The organism is Actibacterium atlanticum (assembly GCF_000671395.1).
GTDB classification, from domain to species: domain Bacteria; phylum Pseudomonadota; class Alphaproteobacteria; order Rhodobacterales; family Rhodobacteraceae; genus Actibacterium_D; species Actibacterium_D atlanticum.
On the sequence record NZ_AQQY01000014.1, the window covers coordinates 35,841 to 55,188 of the forward strand.

The 19,348-nt window shown below is 57.4% G+C and carries 16 protein-coding genes; 15 read left to right on the top strand and 1 reads right to left on the bottom strand.

Features of this window, described 5'->3' with window-relative positions; genetic code table 11:
• Positions 1-34: 34 nt before the first annotated feature.
• The 4 genes from ATO10_RS15195 to ATO10_RS15210 are packed head-to-tail and all read left to right on the top strand — an operon-like array spanning position 35 to position 4,782.
• Positions 35-1,066, top strand: a complete 1,032-nt coding sequence (locus tag ATO10_RS15195; RefSeq protein ID WP_420313649.1) for a UDP-glucuronic acid decarboxylase family protein — start codon at positions 35-37, stop codon at positions 1,064-1,066.
• 2 nt (positions 1,067-1,068) lie between these two features.
• A complete protein-coding gene (galE, locus tag ATO10_RS15200) occupies positions 1,069-2,067 on the top strand; it encodes a UDP-glucose 4-epimerase GalE (protein ID WP_035253220.1) in 999 nt (332 codons plus the stop codon).
• Positions 2,060-3,886, top strand: coding sequence for a glycosyltransferase family 2 protein (locus tag ATO10_RS15205; RefSeq protein WP_081806549.1), 1,827 nt, complete (start codon positions 2,060-2,062; stop codon positions 3,884-3,886). The genes galE and ATO10_RS15205 overlap by 8 nt, the downstream gene beginning before the upstream one ends.
• Positions 3,883-4,782 (top strand): glycoside hydrolase family 26 protein, encoded by a 900-nt coding sequence (locus ATO10_RS15210; RefSeq protein WP_051598183.1) that lies wholly within the window; start codon positions 3,883-3,885, stop codon positions 4,780-4,782. Before ATO10_RS15205 ends, ATO10_RS15210 begins: the two co-directional genes overlap by 4 nt.
• Before the next feature lie 188 nt (positions 4,783-4,970).
• Here the strand turns inward: ATO10_RS15210 and ATO10_RS15215 are convergent, their stop codons facing one another.
• Positions 4,971-5,297, bottom strand: a complete 327-nt coding sequence (locus ATO10_RS15215; protein ID WP_162174104.1) for a hypothetical protein — start codon at positions 5,295-5,297, stop codon at positions 4,971-4,973.
• 465 nt (positions 5,298-5,762) lie between these two features.
• Between ATO10_RS15215 and ATO10_RS15220 the strand changes: the two genes are divergently transcribed.
• The 11 genes from ATO10_RS15220 (at position 5,763) to ATO10_RS15270 (ending at position 19,170) form a co-directional block, all read left to right on the top strand.
• Positions 5,763-6,599: a helix-turn-helix transcriptional regulator gene (locus ATO10_RS15220; protein ID WP_035253224.1), complete on the top strand. Its 837-nt coding sequence runs from the start codon at positions 5,763-5,765 to the stop codon at positions 6,597-6,599.
• A gap of 248 nt (positions 6,600-6,847) precedes the next feature.
• Positions 6,848-7,435, top strand: a complete 588-nt coding sequence (folE, locus tag ATO10_RS15225) for a GTP cyclohydrolase I FolE (RefSeq protein ID WP_051598184.1) — start codon at positions 6,848-6,850, stop codon at positions 7,433-7,435.
• Positions 7,436-7,458: 23 nt separating this feature from the next.
• Positions 7,459-8,844, top strand: a complete 1,386-nt coding sequence (gene pabB, locus ATO10_RS15230; RefSeq protein ID WP_035253227.1) for an aminodeoxychorismate synthase component I — start codon at positions 7,459-7,461, stop codon at positions 8,842-8,844.
• Between the two features lie 5 nt (positions 8,845-8,849).
• Positions 8,850-9,443, top strand: coding sequence for an anthranilate synthase component II (locus tag ATO10_RS15235; protein ID WP_035253228.1), 594 nt, complete (start codon positions 8,850-8,852; stop codon positions 9,441-9,443).
• Positions 9,430-10,293, top strand: a complete 864-nt coding sequence (locus ATO10_RS15240; protein ID WP_051598185.1) for an aminotransferase class IV — start codon at positions 9,430-9,432, stop codon at positions 10,291-10,293. The genes ATO10_RS15235 and ATO10_RS15240 overlap by 14 nt, the downstream gene beginning before the upstream one ends.
• The gene (gene folP, locus ATO10_RS15245; protein ID WP_035253231.1) at positions 10,275-11,105 is read left to right on the top strand and encodes a dihydropteroate synthase; all 831 of its coding nucleotides are present in this window, start codon (positions 10,275-10,277) and stop codon (positions 11,103-11,105) included. The genes ATO10_RS15240 and folP overlap by 19 nt, the downstream gene beginning before the upstream one ends.
• On the top strand, positions 11,102-11,941 hold the full coding sequence (folK, locus tag ATO10_RS15250) for a 2-amino-4-hydroxy-6-hydroxymethyldihydropteridine diphosphokinase (protein ID WP_051598186.1): 840 nt from the start codon (positions 11,102-11,104) through the stop codon (positions 11,939-11,941). Before folP ends, folK begins: the two co-directional genes overlap by 4 nt.
• Positions 11,942-12,164: 223 nt before the next feature.
• Positions 12,165-14,885, top strand: a complete 2,721-nt coding sequence (locus ATO10_RS15255) for a DUF6923 family protein (RefSeq protein ID WP_051598187.1) — start codon at positions 12,165-12,167, stop codon at positions 14,883-14,885.
• A 55-nt stretch (positions 14,886-14,940) separates the two neighbouring features.
• Positions 14,941-16,983 (top strand): ATP-binding cassette domain-containing protein, encoded by a 2,043-nt coding sequence (locus tag ATO10_RS15260; RefSeq protein WP_238323526.1) that lies wholly within the window; start codon positions 14,941-14,943, stop codon positions 16,981-16,983.
• A complete protein-coding gene (locus ATO10_RS15265; RefSeq protein WP_035253235.1) occupies positions 16,980-18,260 on the top strand; it encodes a beta-barrel domain-containing protein in 1,281 nt (426 codons plus the stop codon). Before ATO10_RS15260 ends, ATO10_RS15265 begins: the two co-directional genes overlap by 4 nt.
• Before the next feature lie 157 nt (positions 18,261-18,417).
• Positions 18,418-19,170: a hypothetical protein gene (locus ATO10_RS15270; protein WP_035253236.1), complete on the top strand. Its 753-nt coding sequence runs from the start codon at positions 18,418-18,420 to the stop codon at positions 19,168-19,170.
• Positions 19,171-19,348: the final 178 nt, after the last annotated feature.

A 19,348-nucleotide genomic window follows, 5' to 3' on the forward strand; every position in this document is an offset into this window, starting at 1 on the left:
CTGCGTCTTTGTAACGGTATCTGGGGGGATAGACGTGAAAGACAGTGATTGGAACGGCCAGGTTATTGGCCTGAAACGGGGCGCAAAACCATCTCGAAAAACCATCTTGATTACCGGCGGCGCCGGGTTTCTGGGATCCCATCTTTGCAGACGACTTTTAACAGCGGAGACACGGATCATCTGTGTGGACAATCTGTTGTCGGGGCGCATTTCGAATATCGCGCCGCTGCTGCAAGATCCAAACTTCACCTTCATCGAACATGACGTGATCAACCCGCTTTGGCTGGATGGGCCGGTGGACGAGATTTACAACATGGCCTGCGCCGCTTCTCCGCCGCGTTATCAGGCGGACCCGATCCACACGTTCAAGACAAGCGCGCTGGGGGCGATCAATCTGCTGGATCTGGCGCAGGAGAAAGGCGCTCGGATTTTGCAGGCCTCGACATCTGAGGTATATGGCGATCCGAATGTCAGCCCGCAGCCCGAGGATTACTTTGGCAACGTCAACACGTTTGGCCCGCGGTCTTGCTATGACGAGGGCAAGCGATCCGCCGAAACGCTGTTTCACGACTACGCTGAACGCTGTGACGTGCCCACCAAAATCGCCCGGATATTCAATACCTATGGCCCAAACATGCGGGCCAGCGATGGGCGGGTGATTTCCAATTTTGTCATTCAGGCGCTAGAGGGCGCGCCCATTACGATCTATGGCGAAGGGCAGCAGACGCGCTCGTTCTGCTATGTGGATGATCTGGTGGACGGTCTGATCCGGCTGATGGGTTCACCCGCCGAGGTGAACTTCCCGGTCAATCTAGGCAACCCGCTTGAGTTCACGATCAAAGAACTGGCCTATCAGGTGCTGCGCCAGACTGGGTCGCGCTCCAGCCTGGTTTATAAGCCTTTGCCGCAGGATGACCCGAAACAACGCCGCCCCGATATCACCCGCGCAAAAACGCTGCTGAGCTGGCAACCTCAGATCGCGCTGGAGGACGGGCTGCGCAACATCATCCGCTATTTTGAAGAGGAGCTGGCGCGCAAAGCAGCGGCGAGTTTAGTCGGAGAATAACCATGCACGGAATCCCCATCATGGTCACAGGAGGTGCCGGTTTCATCGGCAGCCACGCCTGTAAGGCATTGGCCAGCGCTGGTTACATGCCGGTGGTGGTGGACAATCTGTCCACCGGCCATGCGGATTCTGTGAAATGGGGGCCGTACTATAATATCGACGTGCGGGATACGCCGGCCATTCTTAGGGTCATCGCGCGGTATGACATTCAGGGTGTCATGCATTTTGCGGCCTCAGCATATGTTGGTGAGTCCGTCGAAGATCCGCAGAAATACTATGACAACAACGTCGGCGGCATGTTGTCCCTGTTAAGTGCCTGCGCCAAAGCCAGCGTGCGCGAGCTGATCTTTTCAAGCAGCTGCGCTACCTATGGCATCCCCGACCAGTTGCCCATCACCGAAAACAGCCCGCAACACCCAATCAACCCCTATGGCCGCACCAAGCTGATCGGCGAGCACATGCTGATGGACTATGCCGCGCGCTATGGGTTTTCCTATGGCATTTTGCGGTATTTCAATGCCTGCGGCGCAGATCCTGACGGAGACCTTGCAGAGCGCCACGACCCTGAAACCCATCTGATCCCTCTTGCGCTGATGTCTGCCTCGGGGCTGCGGGGGGCGCTGCAGGTGTTTGGCACTGACTACGACACGCCGGATGGCAGTTGTGTGCGCGATTACATTCATGTCAGCGACCTGGCGCGCGGGCATGTCATGGCGATGCAGCATTTGTTGCAGGGCGGTCCCTCACTGACACTGAACCTTGGCAGCGGACGCGGCTATTCGGTGCTGGAAGTCGCGCAGGCCGTGAAGCAGGTCAGCGGGCGCAAGGTCCCCCTGACCCTGACAGACCGCCGCCCCGGAGACCCGCCCTCACTCATGGCGGACCCAACGCAAGCCCAGCGCCTGCTGGGGTTCAAGACCGAGCGCTCGGCCTTGGATCAGATCATCTGCGACGCTGCGCCCTACTTCGGTCTTGCGCTGGAGGAGGTCAACCATGCCTGACACCCTCCCTGCTCTCGTGCCCGTCTTCACGCCGGCTCAACAACGCAAGTACAGGATCACTGTAGGTCTGGCTTTGTTGGCAAATCTATATTTCTGGGTCTGGTGGCTACAGCCGGGCAATATCATTGGGGTTTGGCGTTTTGCGCTGATCACCTTTGTTCTGGCGTGGTTGAATTTTCTGGTGATCTATTTCTTCGCCTTCTTCTTGCGCTCTCATCGGCCCAACCCGGCGCTTGAGCTGCCCAAAGAAGCGCGGGTGGCGATGATCGTCACCAAAACCCCGTCAGAGCCCTTGCATGTGCTTGAAGAGACATTGCTTGCCATGCTGGCACAAGACGTCCCCCATGACACATGGCTGGCTGACGAAGACCCGACCCCGGACACCATCGCATGGTGTGCCGAACATGGCGTGAAAATTTCCAGCCGCAAAGGGATCACGGCATATCATCAACCGCATTGGCCGCGCAGGACCCGATGCAAGGAAGGCAACCTTGCTTATTTCTATGATCATTGGGGCTACGACGAATATGATTTCGTGTCCCAGCTCGACGCGGACCACGTGCCGCAACCGGGCTATTTGCGCGAAATCCTGAAAGGCTTTGCCGACCCAAAGGTTGGGTATGTCAGCGCACCGTCGATGTGTTGCAACAATCGTTCCCAAAGCTGGTCTGCCCGCACGCGTTTGTTCACCGAGGCTTTGTTTCACGGCGCCTTTCAAGCCGGGATGAGCAAAGGCTGGGCGCCGATGTGTATTGGATCGCACTATGCGGTGCGAACCAAGGCCCTGCGCATGGTGGGCGGGCTGGGGCCTGATCTGGCCGAGGATCACTCGACCTCACTGCTGATGAACGCCGGCGGTTGGCGGGGTGTACACGCAATTGATGCCATCGCCTATGGCGCGGGGCCCGAAAGCGTGTCTGACCTTGCCACGCAGGAGTTCCAGTGGTCGCGCAGCCTGTTGACGCTGCTGCTCAAACACACCCCCCACTATCTGGGTGAGCTGCCTCTTAGGCTGCGCTTCCAATTCCTGTTTTGTCAGACGTTCTATCCGATCACGGCCTTTGCGCATTTCCTGATGTTCCTGATCCCGGTTCTGGCGGTGACCTTCGATGCGCGTTTTGCTGCCGTAACCTATGTCGACTTCGTCCTGCACGCTCTTCCGGCTGCGGTCGTACTGACATGGATGGTGATTGAATGTCGGCGCGATCAATTACTGAGGCCGCTGGATGCCTATGTGTTCAGCTGGGAAAAGATCCTGTTCCAGTTTTTACAGTGGCCGTGGGTGTTCATGGGCTGCGCCGTGGCGTTCCGCGATGCGCTGACAGGGTCATTCGTAGACTTCCGCATCACGCCAAAGGGCCAGACAACCAAGCCGCCCTTGCCCGTTCGGGTGCTTGCCCCCTATTTTGCCCTATCCGCCCTGTCCGCGCTTCCCGTGTTGTTGAACGCAGACGTGGTCGAGGCCGGGGGCTTTTACCTGCTATCGCTGCTCTATGCCGCCATCTATGCGATCACCTGCGCGGTGATCCTTATCCGGCACCTTAAGGAAAACAAGGTGGACTGGCGTGGCTATCTGCCCCGGGTCACCGGGCAGTTTGCCGCCTGTGCCGCTTTGATTTTTCTGGTTGGGGCCTCTTTCGCGCTGCGTGGCACCCAAGGGCTGCATGTGCTGACGCTGGGGCTTGGCCCCTATCAGATGACCGAAATGCGTTCCTATGTCTCGGGTGCGGGACAGACACAGGGGCGTCTTCATTACCAATTCCGCACGGACCTTTTCAAAGGGTTCAATTCGTTATCTATCAAGGAGGGCTCCAGATGATGACACCATACAAACTGATCCGAAAACCGCCTTGGGGCGTGGGGCTGGCAATGTTGGCCTTTACCACACCTGCATTGGCCGCGCCCCCGGGCGATCTGGCTTTTGGCGCCTATGACCCGCCCGGGCAATTTTCGTCTGACGGCGAAGTCGCTATCGAACATCTGTTCCTGCCTTGGGAGGACGTGTTCTTAGGCAGTCTTTATGACGCTGACACCTATGCCAAAGAACGCAATCGCGAGCTGCTGGTGACCATTGAACCCTGGACCTGGACCCGCGACATCCGCAACACGCCCGAGTTCCTGATCAACGGCATCCGCACCGGTCTCTATGACAGCAACATGAGCGCGATCTGCGCTGTGTTGGATGAGCTGGACAGCGATATCACCGTGCGTTGGGCTCAGGAGATGGAGGACGAAAGCGGGCAATTCATCTGGTCCGACTGGGAGCCGACAATCTATGTCGACGCGTTTCAGCGCATGATCAATGTCTGCCGCGCCGTTGCACCAGACGTGCAGGTCATGTGGTCTCCACTGGGTCATGAAGGGCTCGAAGACTACTACCCCGGCGATGACTATGTCGATGTCGTGGGCCTGTCTGTCTTTGGCTTGCAAGCCTGGGAACGCGAACAACTGGGCGATGAACAGGAGTTTCTGGACATTTTCACCCCACGCTATGAACGGGTGAAAGGATTTGGCAAACCTGTAATGGTCGCTGAACTGGGTTATGTCGGGGATGCGGACTATGTGAGCCGCTGGGAAAACTCGGTGCGTCAGGACTATCCGCAGTTTCCGCAGCTGACCTCGGTTGTCTACTTCAACCAGCAAGAGGTACACCCGTGGCCTGATGGCTATGGCCTGCCAAACTGGATCGTGACCGAGCGCGTTCTCGGCCAATAAACGCCGGATCGGCGAAATAATGCCGCCTTAAAAGCCAAGGGGAGCCCTCTGGCTTGGTCGTTGATTTGAAAAAACTTTCAACCTGCAGCGGGGCAGCGTTCCCGCGCAGGTCATCCCTATTTCATGCAAATTGGACACGTTTTCTAACCGTCATTTTCAGGGCGGCTAGAAAATTATGTTAAATTTGTTTACCACTGCACCTCAATAATAATAAAGCCAACCGCTGGGACAGGGTGGCATGAATATGCAACCAGCGCCGCAAAGGCGCTTTTGAGGAGCACGAGCAGTATGTCCGTATTTCTGACTTCACGTCGGGGCAAGAAAGCTGTACCCACAGGTCTTTCCGCCGCCGCGGTTGCCATGGTTTGCGTCACCAGCGCATGCATGAGCACCGAAACGGCAAGCCAATCCAACATCTCTAGCCCGGCATCAATTTCGACCATGTCTGACCAAGGCGTGAAAGTCGCAACCAGCACGCCTGCCAAAAGTGGCACGACCATGCAGGTGGTCGGCAAAGGCCCCGCCCGCACAGGCCGCCCGGTTTACATCTGTGGCCCCAGTGGCGGTGGAATGAAGTCACGCTGTTACGAAATGTAAACGTCTTGGCCCGCCAATTGCGGGCCAAATTCGAACAGGGCCGATAGCCCTTTCCGGCCGCAGCCCCTGCGAATCGCAAGGGTTTTCGTTCGTAGATTGAGTGACAATCACCCATAATCACCGCTTTTATTTACCAAATGGGCAAATTTGATATGGCCCATTGCGCCGCAAAATGCACTTCAACTTCACGATCTACACCCATGTTATTTATAAACTATTTCCAGAGTTTATAATTCTCCCATTCGCATTCATGAACATTTAATCTTTTCGTAAAGATTGACATAACACCTTTCCATCGCCAGCTTAGTCACGTTCTCAACATCATTTTTCTTATGTATTGCAACGGCTTGCGAAGGCAGGCCTGCGCATGGAAGGGGGGAGAGGTGATAGAAGACGCTCAAGAACGCTCGTCTAAGTCCGTCGATATAGGATGTCTCGATATTCTGGCTGAATGGGTCGAAACCTTGCATGGGCAAGGTGAACTCAACGGCGCGCTGCAACGGTTGATAAAAGTAACGCATGCCCACGCCGCGTTCATTGCGCGTCACCAAGAGGGGCGCATTTCGCTGAAAATGATCGCCGCGGCTGGTCACCCGCAGGGAAGGCCGCCATGCTTCCTGAATGAGATGCTGGAGAATCCGAAAGATGATCTTCGCATTGGGGCCACGCTGTCCCTGAAGGAAGCCCAGAGAAACCGAAATACGCGACCAGCCAAGCTACAGGTGCTGCATGCAGATCTGGCGGCCTATGCGATCCGTGACCTGCTGGCTGTGCGGCTGGCCGAGAACGACTTTCTAGAGCTGCACTTTGAACATACGCTTCCCGAAGCGGACCGTAGTTTGTTGGCGATCATGGGACCGACACTTGCGAAAACATGGCAATCCCGCCTGCCCGGTACGGCCGAACGCGCACGCAGCCGGTTTCGCACTCGGCGCGGCACCCGCCAGCCTGACCCTCAGGTTTTGCACCTGTCCAACCCGTTTGGCCTGACACGCAGCGAATTCCGTGTCTGTATGCTGGTGCGTGAAGGGCTGCTTATTGATAAAATCGCCAATAAACTGAACGTGCTAGAGCCGACAATCCGCGCCCACCTGCGCTCCATTTACATGAAGACCGGCATCAGCTGCCATGTAGAGCTGCTGCACCGGCTAACGCATGAGCTTAGCTCTGCGGCGCCTGCGGGTGCCACCGGGGCAACCCCGCGGCTACATCTCAACTGACATCGGCCCTTTTCCTGCGCTTTTCTGATTCACTGCGATTCCATGAGTGTCGGAGATTTCGACGCATGGCTTTTCACCTTGCAATATGCTGGTTGGGGTGGTTAGACGATGAGCGTCATAAAGAACGGTGCGGTTCTTGATGGCAAAAGCGCCTGGACGGGGCTGAAAAGGCATCTGATTTCAAAGGCAAATGCCGAAATCCGGTGTCGATCGCAAGGCCTGGGTTCGCACAATCAAGGAGACGTCATTTGAACGCTCTGGAAAGTAAGGTCTTATCGTCTCAGGACGAGATCGAAGCGGCAATCGAAACTCTGCTTAAAGCGCTTGGCGAAGACCCGGCGCGCGAAGGGCTGCGCGATACGCCAGCCCGCGTTGCCCGCATGTATCGCGAGGTGTTTCGGGGCCTGCACGAAGACCCTCTTAAACATCTGGAAACCCAGTTCAGCGCCGATGGCCACGAAGAACTGGTGATCGTCAAAGACATCACCTTCTTTTCGATGTGTGAGCACCATCTTTTGCCGTTCTTTGGCAAAGCCCATATCGCTTATCTGCCCGACGGCGGGCGGTTGGCGGGGCTTAGTAAACTGGCGCGGGTGACACAGACCATCGCCGCGCGTCCGCAGTTGCAAGAACGTATGAGCGCCCAAATCGCCGATGCGCTGGAACAGGCGTTGGGTGCCCGCGGTGTGATGGTCAAGCTTGAGGCCGAGCATATGTGTATGGCTATGCGGGGGGCGCGTGCTGATGGAAGCAAGACCGTGACGTTGGTGACGCGGGGCGAGCTGTCGGACAATCCCGAGCGCCGCGCTGAAACGCTCAAACTGCTGCAGGACTGACCCGCCTTCTGGAAGCCCGCACCGTGATTTGCCAGCCCATCCCCTATCGCGCGCCTGTCGATGCCGCCGAGGTCCTGCGCGACCTGCCCGGATTTGCCTTCCTTGATGGTGGCGGAACGGACCCTGAGCTTGCGCGCTATGCCTATATCGGCGTGGCCCCCTTCGGTCATTTCACCGTGAAAGGCGCACAGGCGCTGTGGAACGATCAACCCCTTGAGGGGGCCCCAATGGCGGCACTGGCCAGCTGTCTGGCGCGCTATCAAGCTGCCCCCCCCGGCCCCGACGCCCCACCCTTTTGCGGCGGTGCGATCGGCCATCTGTCATATGACTTGGGGCAGCTGTTTGAAACGCTGCCCACCTTGCCGGTTAAGCCCCCGGAAACCCGCCTATTGTCGTTTGGGTTCTATGACCTGATCCTTGCATTTGATCAGCGCGATCAAAAAGCATGGGTTTGTTCCAGTGGCTGGCCAGAGGTCGGCGCGGCTCAGGCGCTACATGCCAAGGAACGGGCCGCATGGTTGCTGGAACAGCTGGAAGCGCCCCCTGCCCCGGTCCCTGATCTGGCCTGCGTGGCGCGCGATTCATGGGTGTCGAATTTCACCCCACAAGGCTTTCGCGATGCCGTGTGCAAAGTGCAGGACTACATCCGTTCTGGTGACATATATCAGGCCAATATCGCCCAGCGCTTTCAGGGTCCGTTGCCGAAAGGCTTTGACGACTGGGCCTTTTACAAAGCCTTGCGCCGGGCAAACCCAGCCCCCTTCGCGGCGTTTTTGCGCGATGGCGACACGACCATCGCATCCAGCTCCCCCGAGCGGTTTGTCAGCCTGAACGAGGGGCTGGCAGAAGCACGCCCGATCAAAGGCACGGCGCGGCGCTCTGATGACCCCGCGCAGGACGCCGCGCTGGCCGCGCAATTAAGCACCTCGGAAAAAGACCGGGCCGAGAACGTGATGATTGTTGATCTGCTGCGCAACGATTTGTCGCGCATTTGTCAGCCCGGTACGGTCAAAACCCCTGTCATCTGCGGGCTGGAAACCTATGCCGCAGTACACCATCTGACCTCGGTCGTTCAGGGGCAGCTGCGCGAAGGCAAAGGGCCCGCCGACCTGATAGAGGCCGCGTTCCCCGGGGGCTCAATCACCGGCGCGCCAAAAATTCGCGCGATGGAGATCATCGCCGAACTGGAAGGCGTGGCGCGTGGTATCTATTGCGGCGGGATCGGCTATATTGGCTTTGATGGCCGCATGGATTTGAACATTGCGATCCGCACTGCCGTATTGGGCGAGGGCTGCGCGGTGGTACAGGCTGGTGGCGGGCTGACGCTGTTGTCGGACCCCGAAGACGAACGCAAAGAAACGCTGATCAAAGCGGAAAAGCTGTTTGCCGCCTTTGAAGGAGCGCAGTGACAGGTATGCTGCTGATCATCGACAACTATGACTCTTTCGTCTTCAATGTCGCGCGCTATTGCGAAGAGCTGGGCTGGCCGCCCACCGTGCTGCGCAATGATGCGATTGATCTGGATTGGATCGAGGCCGCCCAGCCCGAAGCCATCGTGATCTCGCCCGGCCCTTCAAGCCCAAGTCAGGCTGGCGTGTCCTTGCCTGCGGTCGAACGGTTTTCCGGGCGCATCCCGATTTTGGGTGTGTGCCTGGGCCATCAATGTATCGGTGCCGTCTTTGGCGGTGTCGTGGCCCGCGCCCACGAGCCGATGCACGGTCGTGCAAGCCTGATTGGGCACAATGGCACTGGTATGTTCGACGGCTTGCCCGTGCCGCTCTCGGTGGGGCGGTATCACTCTCTGGTGGTCGAAGAGACGCCTGAGATGCGGCAAAACCTGCGTGTTACCGCCCGCACCGACAGCGGCGAGATCATGGCGCTGGAACACCGGACGCATCCGACCTACGGTGTGCAGTTCCACCCAGAGTCCGTGCTGTCAGACCACGGGCACGACATTTTCGGAAATTTCTTCGCCCGCGCGCGAAAGGGAAATCATGCAGTGGCTTAACGGCGAACCGCAGACCGGCACCATCGCGCCCTTTGATCTGCGTGATCGTGGGCTTTTGCTGGGCGACGGGGTGTTTGACACTGTGATGGTCGCACAAGGGCGCGCCGTATTTGCCGAGGCCCATCTGGCGCGGCTGGCGGCGTCTTGCGCTGCGTTTGACATCCCTTTCGACGCCCGGGTTGCGCAAGCCACCTTGGGGAACGCCGCGCGTAAGATCGTCACTGGCTCCGTGCGCACCACGATCACGCGCGGCCCTGCCCCGCGCGGCCTGGATTTGCCTGACGCCTGTGCACCGGTGATCCTGACACAGGCCCATGCCGGCCCTCTCAGCGCAGCATGGCGGCCCCTGCGCGCGATAGAAACCCCCATCCGCCGCAATGAAACCTCCCCGTTGGCCGGGCATAAATGCCTGTCCTATATGGACGCGATCTTGGCGATGCGGCAGGCCAAAGCCGCCGGCGCGGATGAGGCCATATTTGCAAATACCCAAGGCCATGTCGCCAGCTGCGCCACAGGCAATATTTTTGTGATCCTTGAGGGCACTTTACGCACCCCGCCCCTTTCGGATGGCATACTACCCGGTGTGGTGCGCGCGCAGCTGCTGGACCTTGGGCGCGCGCTCTTTCGCGATGTCGAGGAAGCCTCTTTGACACCCGACATACTGCACAGCGCCCAAGCCGTTTTCATGACCAACAGCTTGCGCCTGATCGCGCCGATCACATCGTTGAACGGTCGGGCGCTGGCGCTGAACACGCCGCTTCTGGCAGAGTTGGCGCAGGCACTGTATGACCGGGTCGACAGCAGAACGGATCTATCAAAGGATTTTGCCGCGTGGCCGACGACAGACTGACAAAACGTGACGCCTTTTTGGCTGCTGTCAACGCAGGGCCGGTGGTCATGGGCATCGTCAACATGACGCCGGATTCGTTTTCCGACGGCGGGCTCCATGCCGCGCCTGAGGCTGCGCTAAACGGAGCCGTGCGCATGGTGTCGGAAGGGGCCGCAATTGTCGATGTGGGCGCGGAATCCACCCGCCCCGGTGCCACGCCGCTTAGCGCATCCGAGGAGCTTTCTCGGCTTGACCCAGCGCTGTCGCAGATCTGCGCCGCGGTTGATGTCGCCGTGTCTGTTGATACCTACAAGGCCGATGTCGCGCGCTTTGCAGCGCAGTCAGGCGCGGCGGTGATCAACGATGTCTGGGGCCTGCACCATGACCCACAGATGGCCCACGTCGTGGCTGAAACCGGCAGTGCGCTGATTGCCATGCATAATCGAACCGATGTTGACCCAGATTTGGATATCACAAGCGATATCAATACCTTCTTTGAGCACAGCCTGACACTTGCCGCCAAGGCGGGCATCCCCGATGCTCATATTATCCTGGACCCCGGGATTGGCTTTGGCAAAACGCTGGAACAAAATTATCGCATCCTCAATCAACTGGCCGATCTGCGCAAATTCGGCCGCCCTATCCTGTTGGGCCTGTCCCGCAAGCGGATGATTGGGGAAGTAACAGGCGCTGCGCCAGCAAACCGGATGGCCGGGACTGTGGCGGCGAATGTTATCGGTCTGCGCAATGGCGCCAATATCCTGCGGGTTCATGATGTCGCCGAACATGTGAATGCCGTTCAAATCTTCAATGCCGCGGAGCAGTTTCAATGACCGACTGGATAAAAGTCCAAAACCTGCGCCTGCGGGGCAATCACGGGGTGTTTGAGCGCGAAAAGCAAACCGGGCAAGAGTTTCAGTTCGATATCGACTGCGCCTTTGACACCCGCGCCTGCGCCCAAAGCGACGATTACGAACAGGCGCTGTGCTATGCATCGTTATGTGATCTGGCGCGGCAGGTTTGCGGTGACGGCCCGTTTGATCTGGTGGAAACGCTGGCTAACCGGTTGGCCGATCTGATCTTGGACAAAAATCCAAGTGTGACAGAAACCCGGATCGCCGTGCGCAAGCCAACCGCTCCGATGAAGGGCAGGTTTGATGCTGTCGGCGTACAAATTACGCGCAAACGGCGCTGGCGCGTCGGCTTGTCTTTGGGCAGCAATATCGGAGACGCAGCCGCCAATCTGCGCCTTGCCCTGTCCCACCTGACGATCGAGGACGGGTTTGAACTGGATCAGGTGTCCAGCTTTTACAAAACCCCGCCATGGGGCGATGAAAACCAAGACCCTTTCGTAAACGCCTGCGCCACCGGTTGGTCGACCCTTGCACCCGAGAGCCTGCTGCGACGTATCAAACAGATCGAACTTTCGATGGGCCGCGCGCCCGAGCGGCGCTGGGGCCCGCGATTGATTGATATTGATCTGTTGTTTGCGGACGACTGGACAGTGGACACCCCTCTTCTGACACTGCCCCATCGCGAGATGTTCAACCGCCCCTTCGTGTTGATCCCGCTTGCCGAAATCGCCGGGGATCAGGTGGTAAAGGGGCAGCGCGTTGGCGACGCCGCCAAAGCGCAAGACGCCACCGGGATCGACAAAATCGACGTTTAGCATCTGTCGTTCCCGGCCCCCATATCGCGCGAGCACAGCGCCCGGGGCCCAAATCTGACTGCGCTTTTTTTGGGTTGGGTAGGCGGGCCTCCGCAATCAGCTCACAAACTACTTCCCCATGAGAGTTTACTAAAACTCGACATGTTCCACGCTGCTCATTTCACCCCTTCTTAAGAGACCGGGCCGAAAGTCCCGATCAAGTTCTTTGTGAGTGGAGTGAAAAATGGCAGTGGAAGATCAGGACAAGTTCCCCGAAAACACCGGCGAAACGATTGTCGGAAGCGATCAGGATGATGTTCTTACCGGCGGTGCGGATCAGGACCAGCTGGATGGCAATGACGGCGACGACACCCTGACAGGTGACGGTGCCGAAGATCACCTGTTGGGCGGCGAAGGGTCTGACACCATTGATGGAGGTGAAGGCAATGATCTGGCCGCGGGCGATTATGTTGGCGAAGAGTGGACCTTGGTGGATGGTAAATGGGTCTATGACCCCAGCAAAGTGCAGGTTGACCCTGAACTTGAGGCCACCGGAGACAGTCAGGATTTCAACGATACCATCGTAACCGGCGAAGGCGATGATGTGCTGTTGGGCAACCGCGGCCATGATGACCTGAGCGCAGGTGCTGGCGATGACATTGTAAACGCAGGCACCGGCAATGACACGGCCAAGGGCGGTGAAGGCGAAGATGTCATCAACCTGGAAGACGGCGATGACACCGGCTATGGCGGTCTGGGCGCGGATGTTGTGAACGCGGGCGATGGGGATGACATTGTCTATGGCGATCAGGGCAACGTGAACCTGCTGGGCGAACCAAGCGGCGACACCAAACCCACAAGCATTTCGCAGTTTAGCGACGTAGATGGCTGGGCCGTGACCGAAGAGAACGGTCAGGAACAGATGGCGACTGAGCTGGATACCAAGGAAGGGGAAACCTATACCATCGCTGTTGATCTGGCCGCGAACCTGGCGGCGGACAGCACGTCAGGCAGTGTACAGGTGATCTGGAATGGCGAGGTGGTGGAAACGATTTCAACCACATCGGGGGCCTATGAAACCTACACAGTAGAGGTCACCGGTACCGGCGGCACCGATCAAATGATCTTCCGTGTCGTGGATGCCGAAGTGGCGTATGACGGGCCTGAAATTGATACCAGCGGCGCGGTATACACTTATGAGACCACCATCGAGGTGAACGGTCAGGAAGTGACCGTCGACGCCATCGCACCGGGCCAGTCGAACCTGTATCAGGTCATCGACGGGCAGCTGATGGTCTTTGACCCCGAGGCCGAGGAATATATCACCGCTGGCTCACCCGGCGAATTCAAAGTCAATGCCATCGGCTATAACGTCGAAGATGACCTGATCTATGGCATCGGCAAAGGCAGTGGTCAGGATGCGCTTGGCAATGAGATCACCCCGCCTGATCTGGTGGTGATGGATGCCAATGGGGATGTATACCGCTTGGGGGATGTCGATAACGGCGACTATGTTGGTGATTTCGACAGTGATGGCAACCTGTGGACCTTTAACAGCAGCCTGAACCGGATCACGATGATCGACGTGGACCAGTTGGATGAAAACGGCGATCCCGTTCAAATTCACTATGACATGCCCAAGGACCTGTTTGATGGTCGACTTTATGACATTGCCTATAACGCGGATGAAAACTGTTTCTACGCGGTTGAGGCCCCCTCGCAAAACGGCGGCAACGGTCAGGTTCACAAAATCGATCTGAGCGAAGTTCAGGATGGAGGCCTGCCCACGATCACCTCTATCCCCGTTACCGGCACCCTGTTCGAGGGTGAGATGGAAAGCGGCATGGTAAAAGGCGCTTACGGGGCGGTTTTCATGGATGGCGATGGGAATCTCTATATCGGCCTGAACAAAGGCGATCATGATTTGGATGGAACGACCGACAGTTCTGGCGCGGTATATCAGGTCCATTACGATTTTGATGCTGGGTATGGCTATGCCGAGTTCAAATCCGAGGCCCAGAACACGGGTTCGAATGATGGTGCGGTTGATCCGCGCTCGATTGATCCCTTTGCTGTTGTCGACACCGAAGCCACGATTTTGCTTAAGGATCCAGTCGTTACCACAAGTGAAGGCGGTGATGACGATCTGCGCGGCGGGGCCGGTGATGACATCATGTATGGCGAGGCCGGAGATGACATTTTAAGCGGCGGTGAAGGCACCGACACGCTGGATGGCGGCGAGGGCGCGGACAATATCGGCGGCGATGGCGGGGCTGACACCATCTTTGGCGGCGCGGGCGATGATCAGCTTCGCGGCGGCGAGGGCGTTGACAGTCTGGACGGTGGCGACGGAAACGACATGCTGTTTGGTGGCGAAGGCACCGACACATTGATCGGCGGAGCCGGGAATGACCACCTTGAGGGCGGCGCCGGTGACGACTCTTTGGACGGTGGCGAGGGTAATGACGCGCTCTATGGGGGCGATGGCAATGACTTCATCATCGCCGGCGCGGGCGACGACAGCCTGAATGGACAGGCTGGCAACGACACGCTTTTCGCCGGGGATGGCACCGATTATGTCGCCGGCAACGCAGGCGACGACACATTGGACGGCGGCGCTGGTGACGACAAGCTCGTCGGCGGCACCGGCGCTGATGTCATCACTGGTGGTGCGGGGAACGATCACATGTGGGGTGGCGAATGGAGCGCTGATGGCAGCTCGGACACTTTCATCGTGGCCCAAGGCGGCGGCAAGGACATGGTGCACGACTTTGAGTCAAACCAGGATATCGTTGATCTAAGCGCTTATGGTCTGGAATACGCCGACCTGGAAGGTCTGATGGATGATCAGGGCTGGGCCACGGTCATTGATCTGAGTGGCCTGGAGGGCGGCCAGGAAGGCGATAAGCTGATCCTTAAATCCGTATCGCCCGACGATCTGGACGAAAGCAATTTCATCCTCTGAGCCCCAACCATAGAAAGACTAACCTGTGACCCCAGGATCGCTTTCCCAATTGCGCGTGCTTATTGCGCCCTTGTTAATCTTCAGCTTCGTCACGAATGCCGCGATCCTGGTAAGCCCGATCTTCATGATGCAGGTGTTGGATCGGGTTGTTCCCAGCGGTAACCTTAACACGTTGTTCTTGTTGCTGGTGGTGGCCCTGTTGGCCATCGCCTTCAACGCCTTTGTTGAAACCGGACGGGATCTTTCGCTTCAACGGGTCGCACGCTGGGCCGAAAGCATCTGCACCGGGCCAATACTTGCCCTGCCCCCTGCCCAACAAACCGACATGCTGGGCCATCTTGGCCAAGCGCGTGGCTTTATCGCCGGCGGGTCCGCAACAGCCTTGTTGAACCTTTTTTGGTTACCCCTGTTCATTGGGGTGCTGGGGTTGATCCACTTAAGTTATGTTGTCTTGGTGGCGACACTTGTCGCGACGATGCTGGGGGTACAACATCTGCGCGATACCGCGATCAAAGCCCCTTCAGCACAGATTAACCAGCTGCGCACGCAAGAACGCCGTTGGGTGCGCCTTCTGGAAACGCTTAACCCGTTAACGTCACCACAGCACCTGCGCAACAATCTGAACACAAGATTGCAAGACGCCGTCCAAAGCCGTCAGACCTATGAAAGCCAGTCTGATCGCCCCTTACTGGGAGGCAACGGTGCGCTTACAGGCCTGCGCATGTCAGCGCAGTTACTGGCCATGTCCATTGGTGCCTATTTGGTATCTCAAGGGAAACTGTCGGCCGGGGCGATGATTGCTGCCTCCTTGATCGCGGCGAAAACCATCACCACCATTGAACAGGCGCTTGGCGCGTTGCGCAGCTGGCCAGACGCAAAAGACGCCTTAACCCATCTTCAAAATCTGGCGGTTCCCCAGGAAACGCAGATGGATATTTTGGAGTTGTCAGGGGCGCTAAAATGCGAGCGCCTTATCTATCCACGCGGTGGCGGGGCCCCTCCCCGGCTGGACCGTATCAGTTTTGAACTGTCCCCCGGCGACTGTCTGGCCATCATCGGGGATGCGGGAAGCGGAAAATCGACCCTGTTGCAGGCGCTGGCTGGCTTGGACCCCGCCCCGATCGGCAGTGTCGTTCTTGATCAGACAGACGTGCGCCACATGTCTGCAACCACCCGTCGCGCCATGATCGGCTATTTGCCCCAGATGGGCGGGTTACTGCCCGGAACCGTGGCCGAAAATATCGCTGGTTTCGATACGAAAATGAACGACAAAGCCATCATTGCCGCCGCTAAGAAAGCAAAAGTACACGGGATGATCTCGGCCTTACCTCAGGGCTATCAGACAGATATCGGTGCCACGCCGCACCTTTTGACGGCAGGGCAAAAACAACACGTCGCTTTGGCGGCAGCGATTTATTGTAAACCGAAATATTTGTTTCTGGACGAACCAAACGCGCTTTTGGACAAAAACGGCGAACGCGCGATGTGTGAAACGATCGCGGATCTGAAAGACGATGGCGTGACCGTCGTGATGGTCTTGCACCGCGCCGGGGCAATTGGACTGGCCGATAACATTCTTGTTCTGGAACGCGGGTTTGTTTCTGATTTTGGCCCCCGCGCCCAGGTCTTGGGGCGTCAGAGCGATGGCCGGCGTCTGACCCGAATGCCATTGCGCAAGACCTCGTTGCAGGACCTGTCGGATTGGATTACCGGGCAGTTTACCCGCTCAAACGATGCCGAGTTCGCCGCCAAAGCCGCCATGTTGGGAACCGAAATGTTTCTGGCCGCCAACCTGAATGGCCCCCAGGACAAACCGCGCGAAGTCGAAATTCAGTTCCGTTTTCTGGATGATCGAAACTGTGAATTGCAAATCGTCGAGCAAGGTCAGACATCTGCCGACAAACTTCTGCGCCAGGTTAAATCGCAGATTGAATGCGGTCACGAAGGCTTTGAAAAGCTTGGTGAAAAAGCCATGCCTCTGTTTCTTGCCTCAAAACTGGCGGCGCGATTCGAAATTCGAAACGAAAACAATCTGGCCCAGTTTTCAGCGCGTATAGTCAATGACGACGCCCCTGAACCGGAAGGGCGCCCCCATTGACCCAATCCAGCACTTCTCTTCCCTCGTCCGTCACCGGCCCGTTGAAACGTACGGCTTTTGGGCTGTTGGCATTCTTGGTGGTGATTACCCTGTGGGCGCTGAAAGCCCCGCTGGCAACTTCGGTTTCAGTCAGCGGTGAATTAGCCTCTTCGCGGCCAAGCTATGATATGCAGCATGCCTATGGGGGGCCAATCGCCTGGGTTGGCGTGCGTGAACAGCAATCTGTCCAACAAGGGGAAATCTTGTTTCGGATTGATGTTTCTACCCAGAAAGACGCCCTTCGCGAGATCCAACTTCAGCTTGAGGCCCTGTCTGCAGAAAATCAGGTGATTACCGCCCTGCGCAGCCATCGCACGGATTGGGAAAGCCGATTTGCCCCCTCGCCCTTGGTTCACCGCTATGCCGCCAGCTACGGCGCCTTGCAGCATCGCCAAACCGCACTGACCCACGAAGCGGAATCCGCGCGCAATCAGGCCTTATCTGGCGAAAGTGAAGCCGCCTTGATCGCGCAGCGTATCGCTTTGCTCAAAGACTTGCGCGCGGCGCAGGCACAACTGCGGCAACAAGGTCTAGCACGCCAAACAGATGTCGAAGGTCTGTCGGATCAAATTTTAGAACTGTCCGCTGACTTACAGCAAAGGCAGTCTTCAACCGCATCCTTGTCCAGTCAGGCCGAGCAGGCAGAAATCCGGGCCCGCAGCGAATTGGCAGAATTCGAGGCACAACTTTTGACAACACTGCGCCAGAATACGCTTCAACTGTCTCGACTAAGGGCCGAACAAAGCCGGCTTGAGGCTGAAATCGGTGCCGCAGATATTCGGTCACCCGTCACCGGCCATGTGCATGCTCTGGACTACGACAGCCCGCAAATGATCGCACCGCGCGGACAAACTCTGGCGGTCATTGCGCAAACCTTGGATCGCCCCATCGTCCGCTTATCGATTCCGCCAGACAGTATTGATCAGGTGCAGGTCGGGATGCAGGGAAAGCTTATTTTGCCCAGCCTGCCCCAGCGAGATATGCCGCAGATGGAGATTGAGATTCTGACAATTTCTCCCCAAGCCGAGAAAGACCAGGACGGGGTGCCGCGCGGCTATACCGCAACGGCCAGAATATCAGCCGAAAGCCTGTCAGAAGCGCAATCCATGATGGCAGAACGGTTCCGACTGGTCACAGACATGCCCGTCACTGCCACCCTGTCGGGGCGCAATATCACTTTCGCCGAGTACCTGATCAAACCGTTCGTTTCCGCCTTACGGCTTGGGTTACAAGACTGAATTTATGTGATGTATGGCCAGTGGGCTTTGAGGCAGTGGCCATTTCCGGTCGGTCTTCAAACTGTTTTTATCTCAAACGATTGCGTGCGCGAAACGACGCCCTAAAGTAAAGCAAAACATGTTTATTATCTTAAGCTGATTTGTAAGGAGTGTGTGCATGGCCAAGAGATGGGCGCGAATGCCAATGGTTTTCGGACTGGTTGCACTCACATCCCCCGCTGCTGTGCAAAGCGAAACGCACACAACATCAGGAACCACAGACAAAGTCCCCATATGCTTCGGGGAGAAGCTTATTCACATCCCCAAAATCCGCAAATTGCGAGTTACGCTGACAGACAACACCAAGCTAAGCTTCGGATCCCTCAATACAAGTAGGCATGATCCACGCTATGACGCCACAGAAGAAGCGCCGCTTGATGCCTTAAGTGTAGACCTGCGTTGGTCGGGATTTGGGGAAGATAAAATATCTTTGATGGAGACAATCCTCGGGCGGCACTCTGATTACGAAGTCACCGGGTTAAGAGTTTGGCGGCACGTCTGGCCCGACTTCGAGTCATGGTGGCGAAACCATCCAGATTACAAAATCAGACCTCCGGGCATAGTTGAGTTCACAGCGCTTCACGCCCAGTTGTTCGAGCGGCCAATAAAGGTGCGGTGTTACCGGAAAGGGTTACCGAATTACAGCTCGGATCCCGAGAGCCGGATTTGCTACCTAAAAGGGCTGACACCGGACAATCAGGCGGTCCGTTTTTCGATTGCCACCGGGCAGGATTTGTACCGCCATTGGCCAACAGCAGTGTCAGACTGGGAAGACTTATCAATGAAAAGCTGGGCCGCGCCTTTGGCGGAGGTCGAACAAGCCACTTTGACGTTGCTTAAACCAGATGACAGCAGCACTGTGTGCAACTGAACGAAGATATCGCCGCTCTTGGGTACACCCTGTGGGATGATGTTCGCACTGAATATCCGCACGATTAGCTTCGGCGTACAGAGCCTATCTCATAGCGGCGACATCAACGTCATATTTTTAGGAATTTGGTTGCGGGGGCAGGATTTGAACCTGCGACCTTCAGGTTATGAGCCTGACG

What these genes read in the sequence shown, in the direction of transcription:
- galE (WP_035253220.1), top strand. Translation starts at nt 1,069, where the DNA reads ATGCACGGAATCCCCATCATGGTCACAGGAGGTGCCGGTTTCATCGGC.
- ATO10_RS15240 (WP_051598185.1), top strand. Translation starts at nt 9,430, where the DNA reads ATGCAGTGGCTTAACGGCGAACCGCAGACCGGCACCATCGCGCCCTTT.
- ATO10_RS15205 (WP_081806549.1), top strand. Translation starts at nt 2,060, where the DNA reads ATGCCTGACACCCTCCCTGCTCTCGTGCCCGTCTTCACGCCGGCTCAA.
- folK (WP_051598186.1), top strand. Translation starts at nt 11,102, where the DNA reads ATGACCGACTGGATAAAAGTCCAAAACCTGCGCCTGCGGGGCAATCAC.
- ATO10_RS15255 (WP_051598187.1), top strand. Translation starts at nt 12,165, where the DNA reads ATGGCAGTGGAAGATCAGGACAAGTTCCCCGAAAACACCGGCGAAACG.
- ATO10_RS15270 (WP_035253236.1), top strand. Translation starts at nt 18,418, where the DNA reads ATGGCCAAGAGATGGGCGCGAATGCCAATGGTTTTCGGACTGGTTGCA.
- ATO10_RS15235 (WP_035253228.1), top strand. Translation starts at nt 8,850, where the DNA reads ATGCTGCTGATCATCGACAACTATGACTCTTTCGTCTTCAATGTCGCG.
- ATO10_RS15210 (WP_051598183.1), top strand. Translation starts at nt 3,883, where the DNA reads ATGATGACACCATACAAACTGATCCGAAAACCGCCTTGGGGCGTGGGG.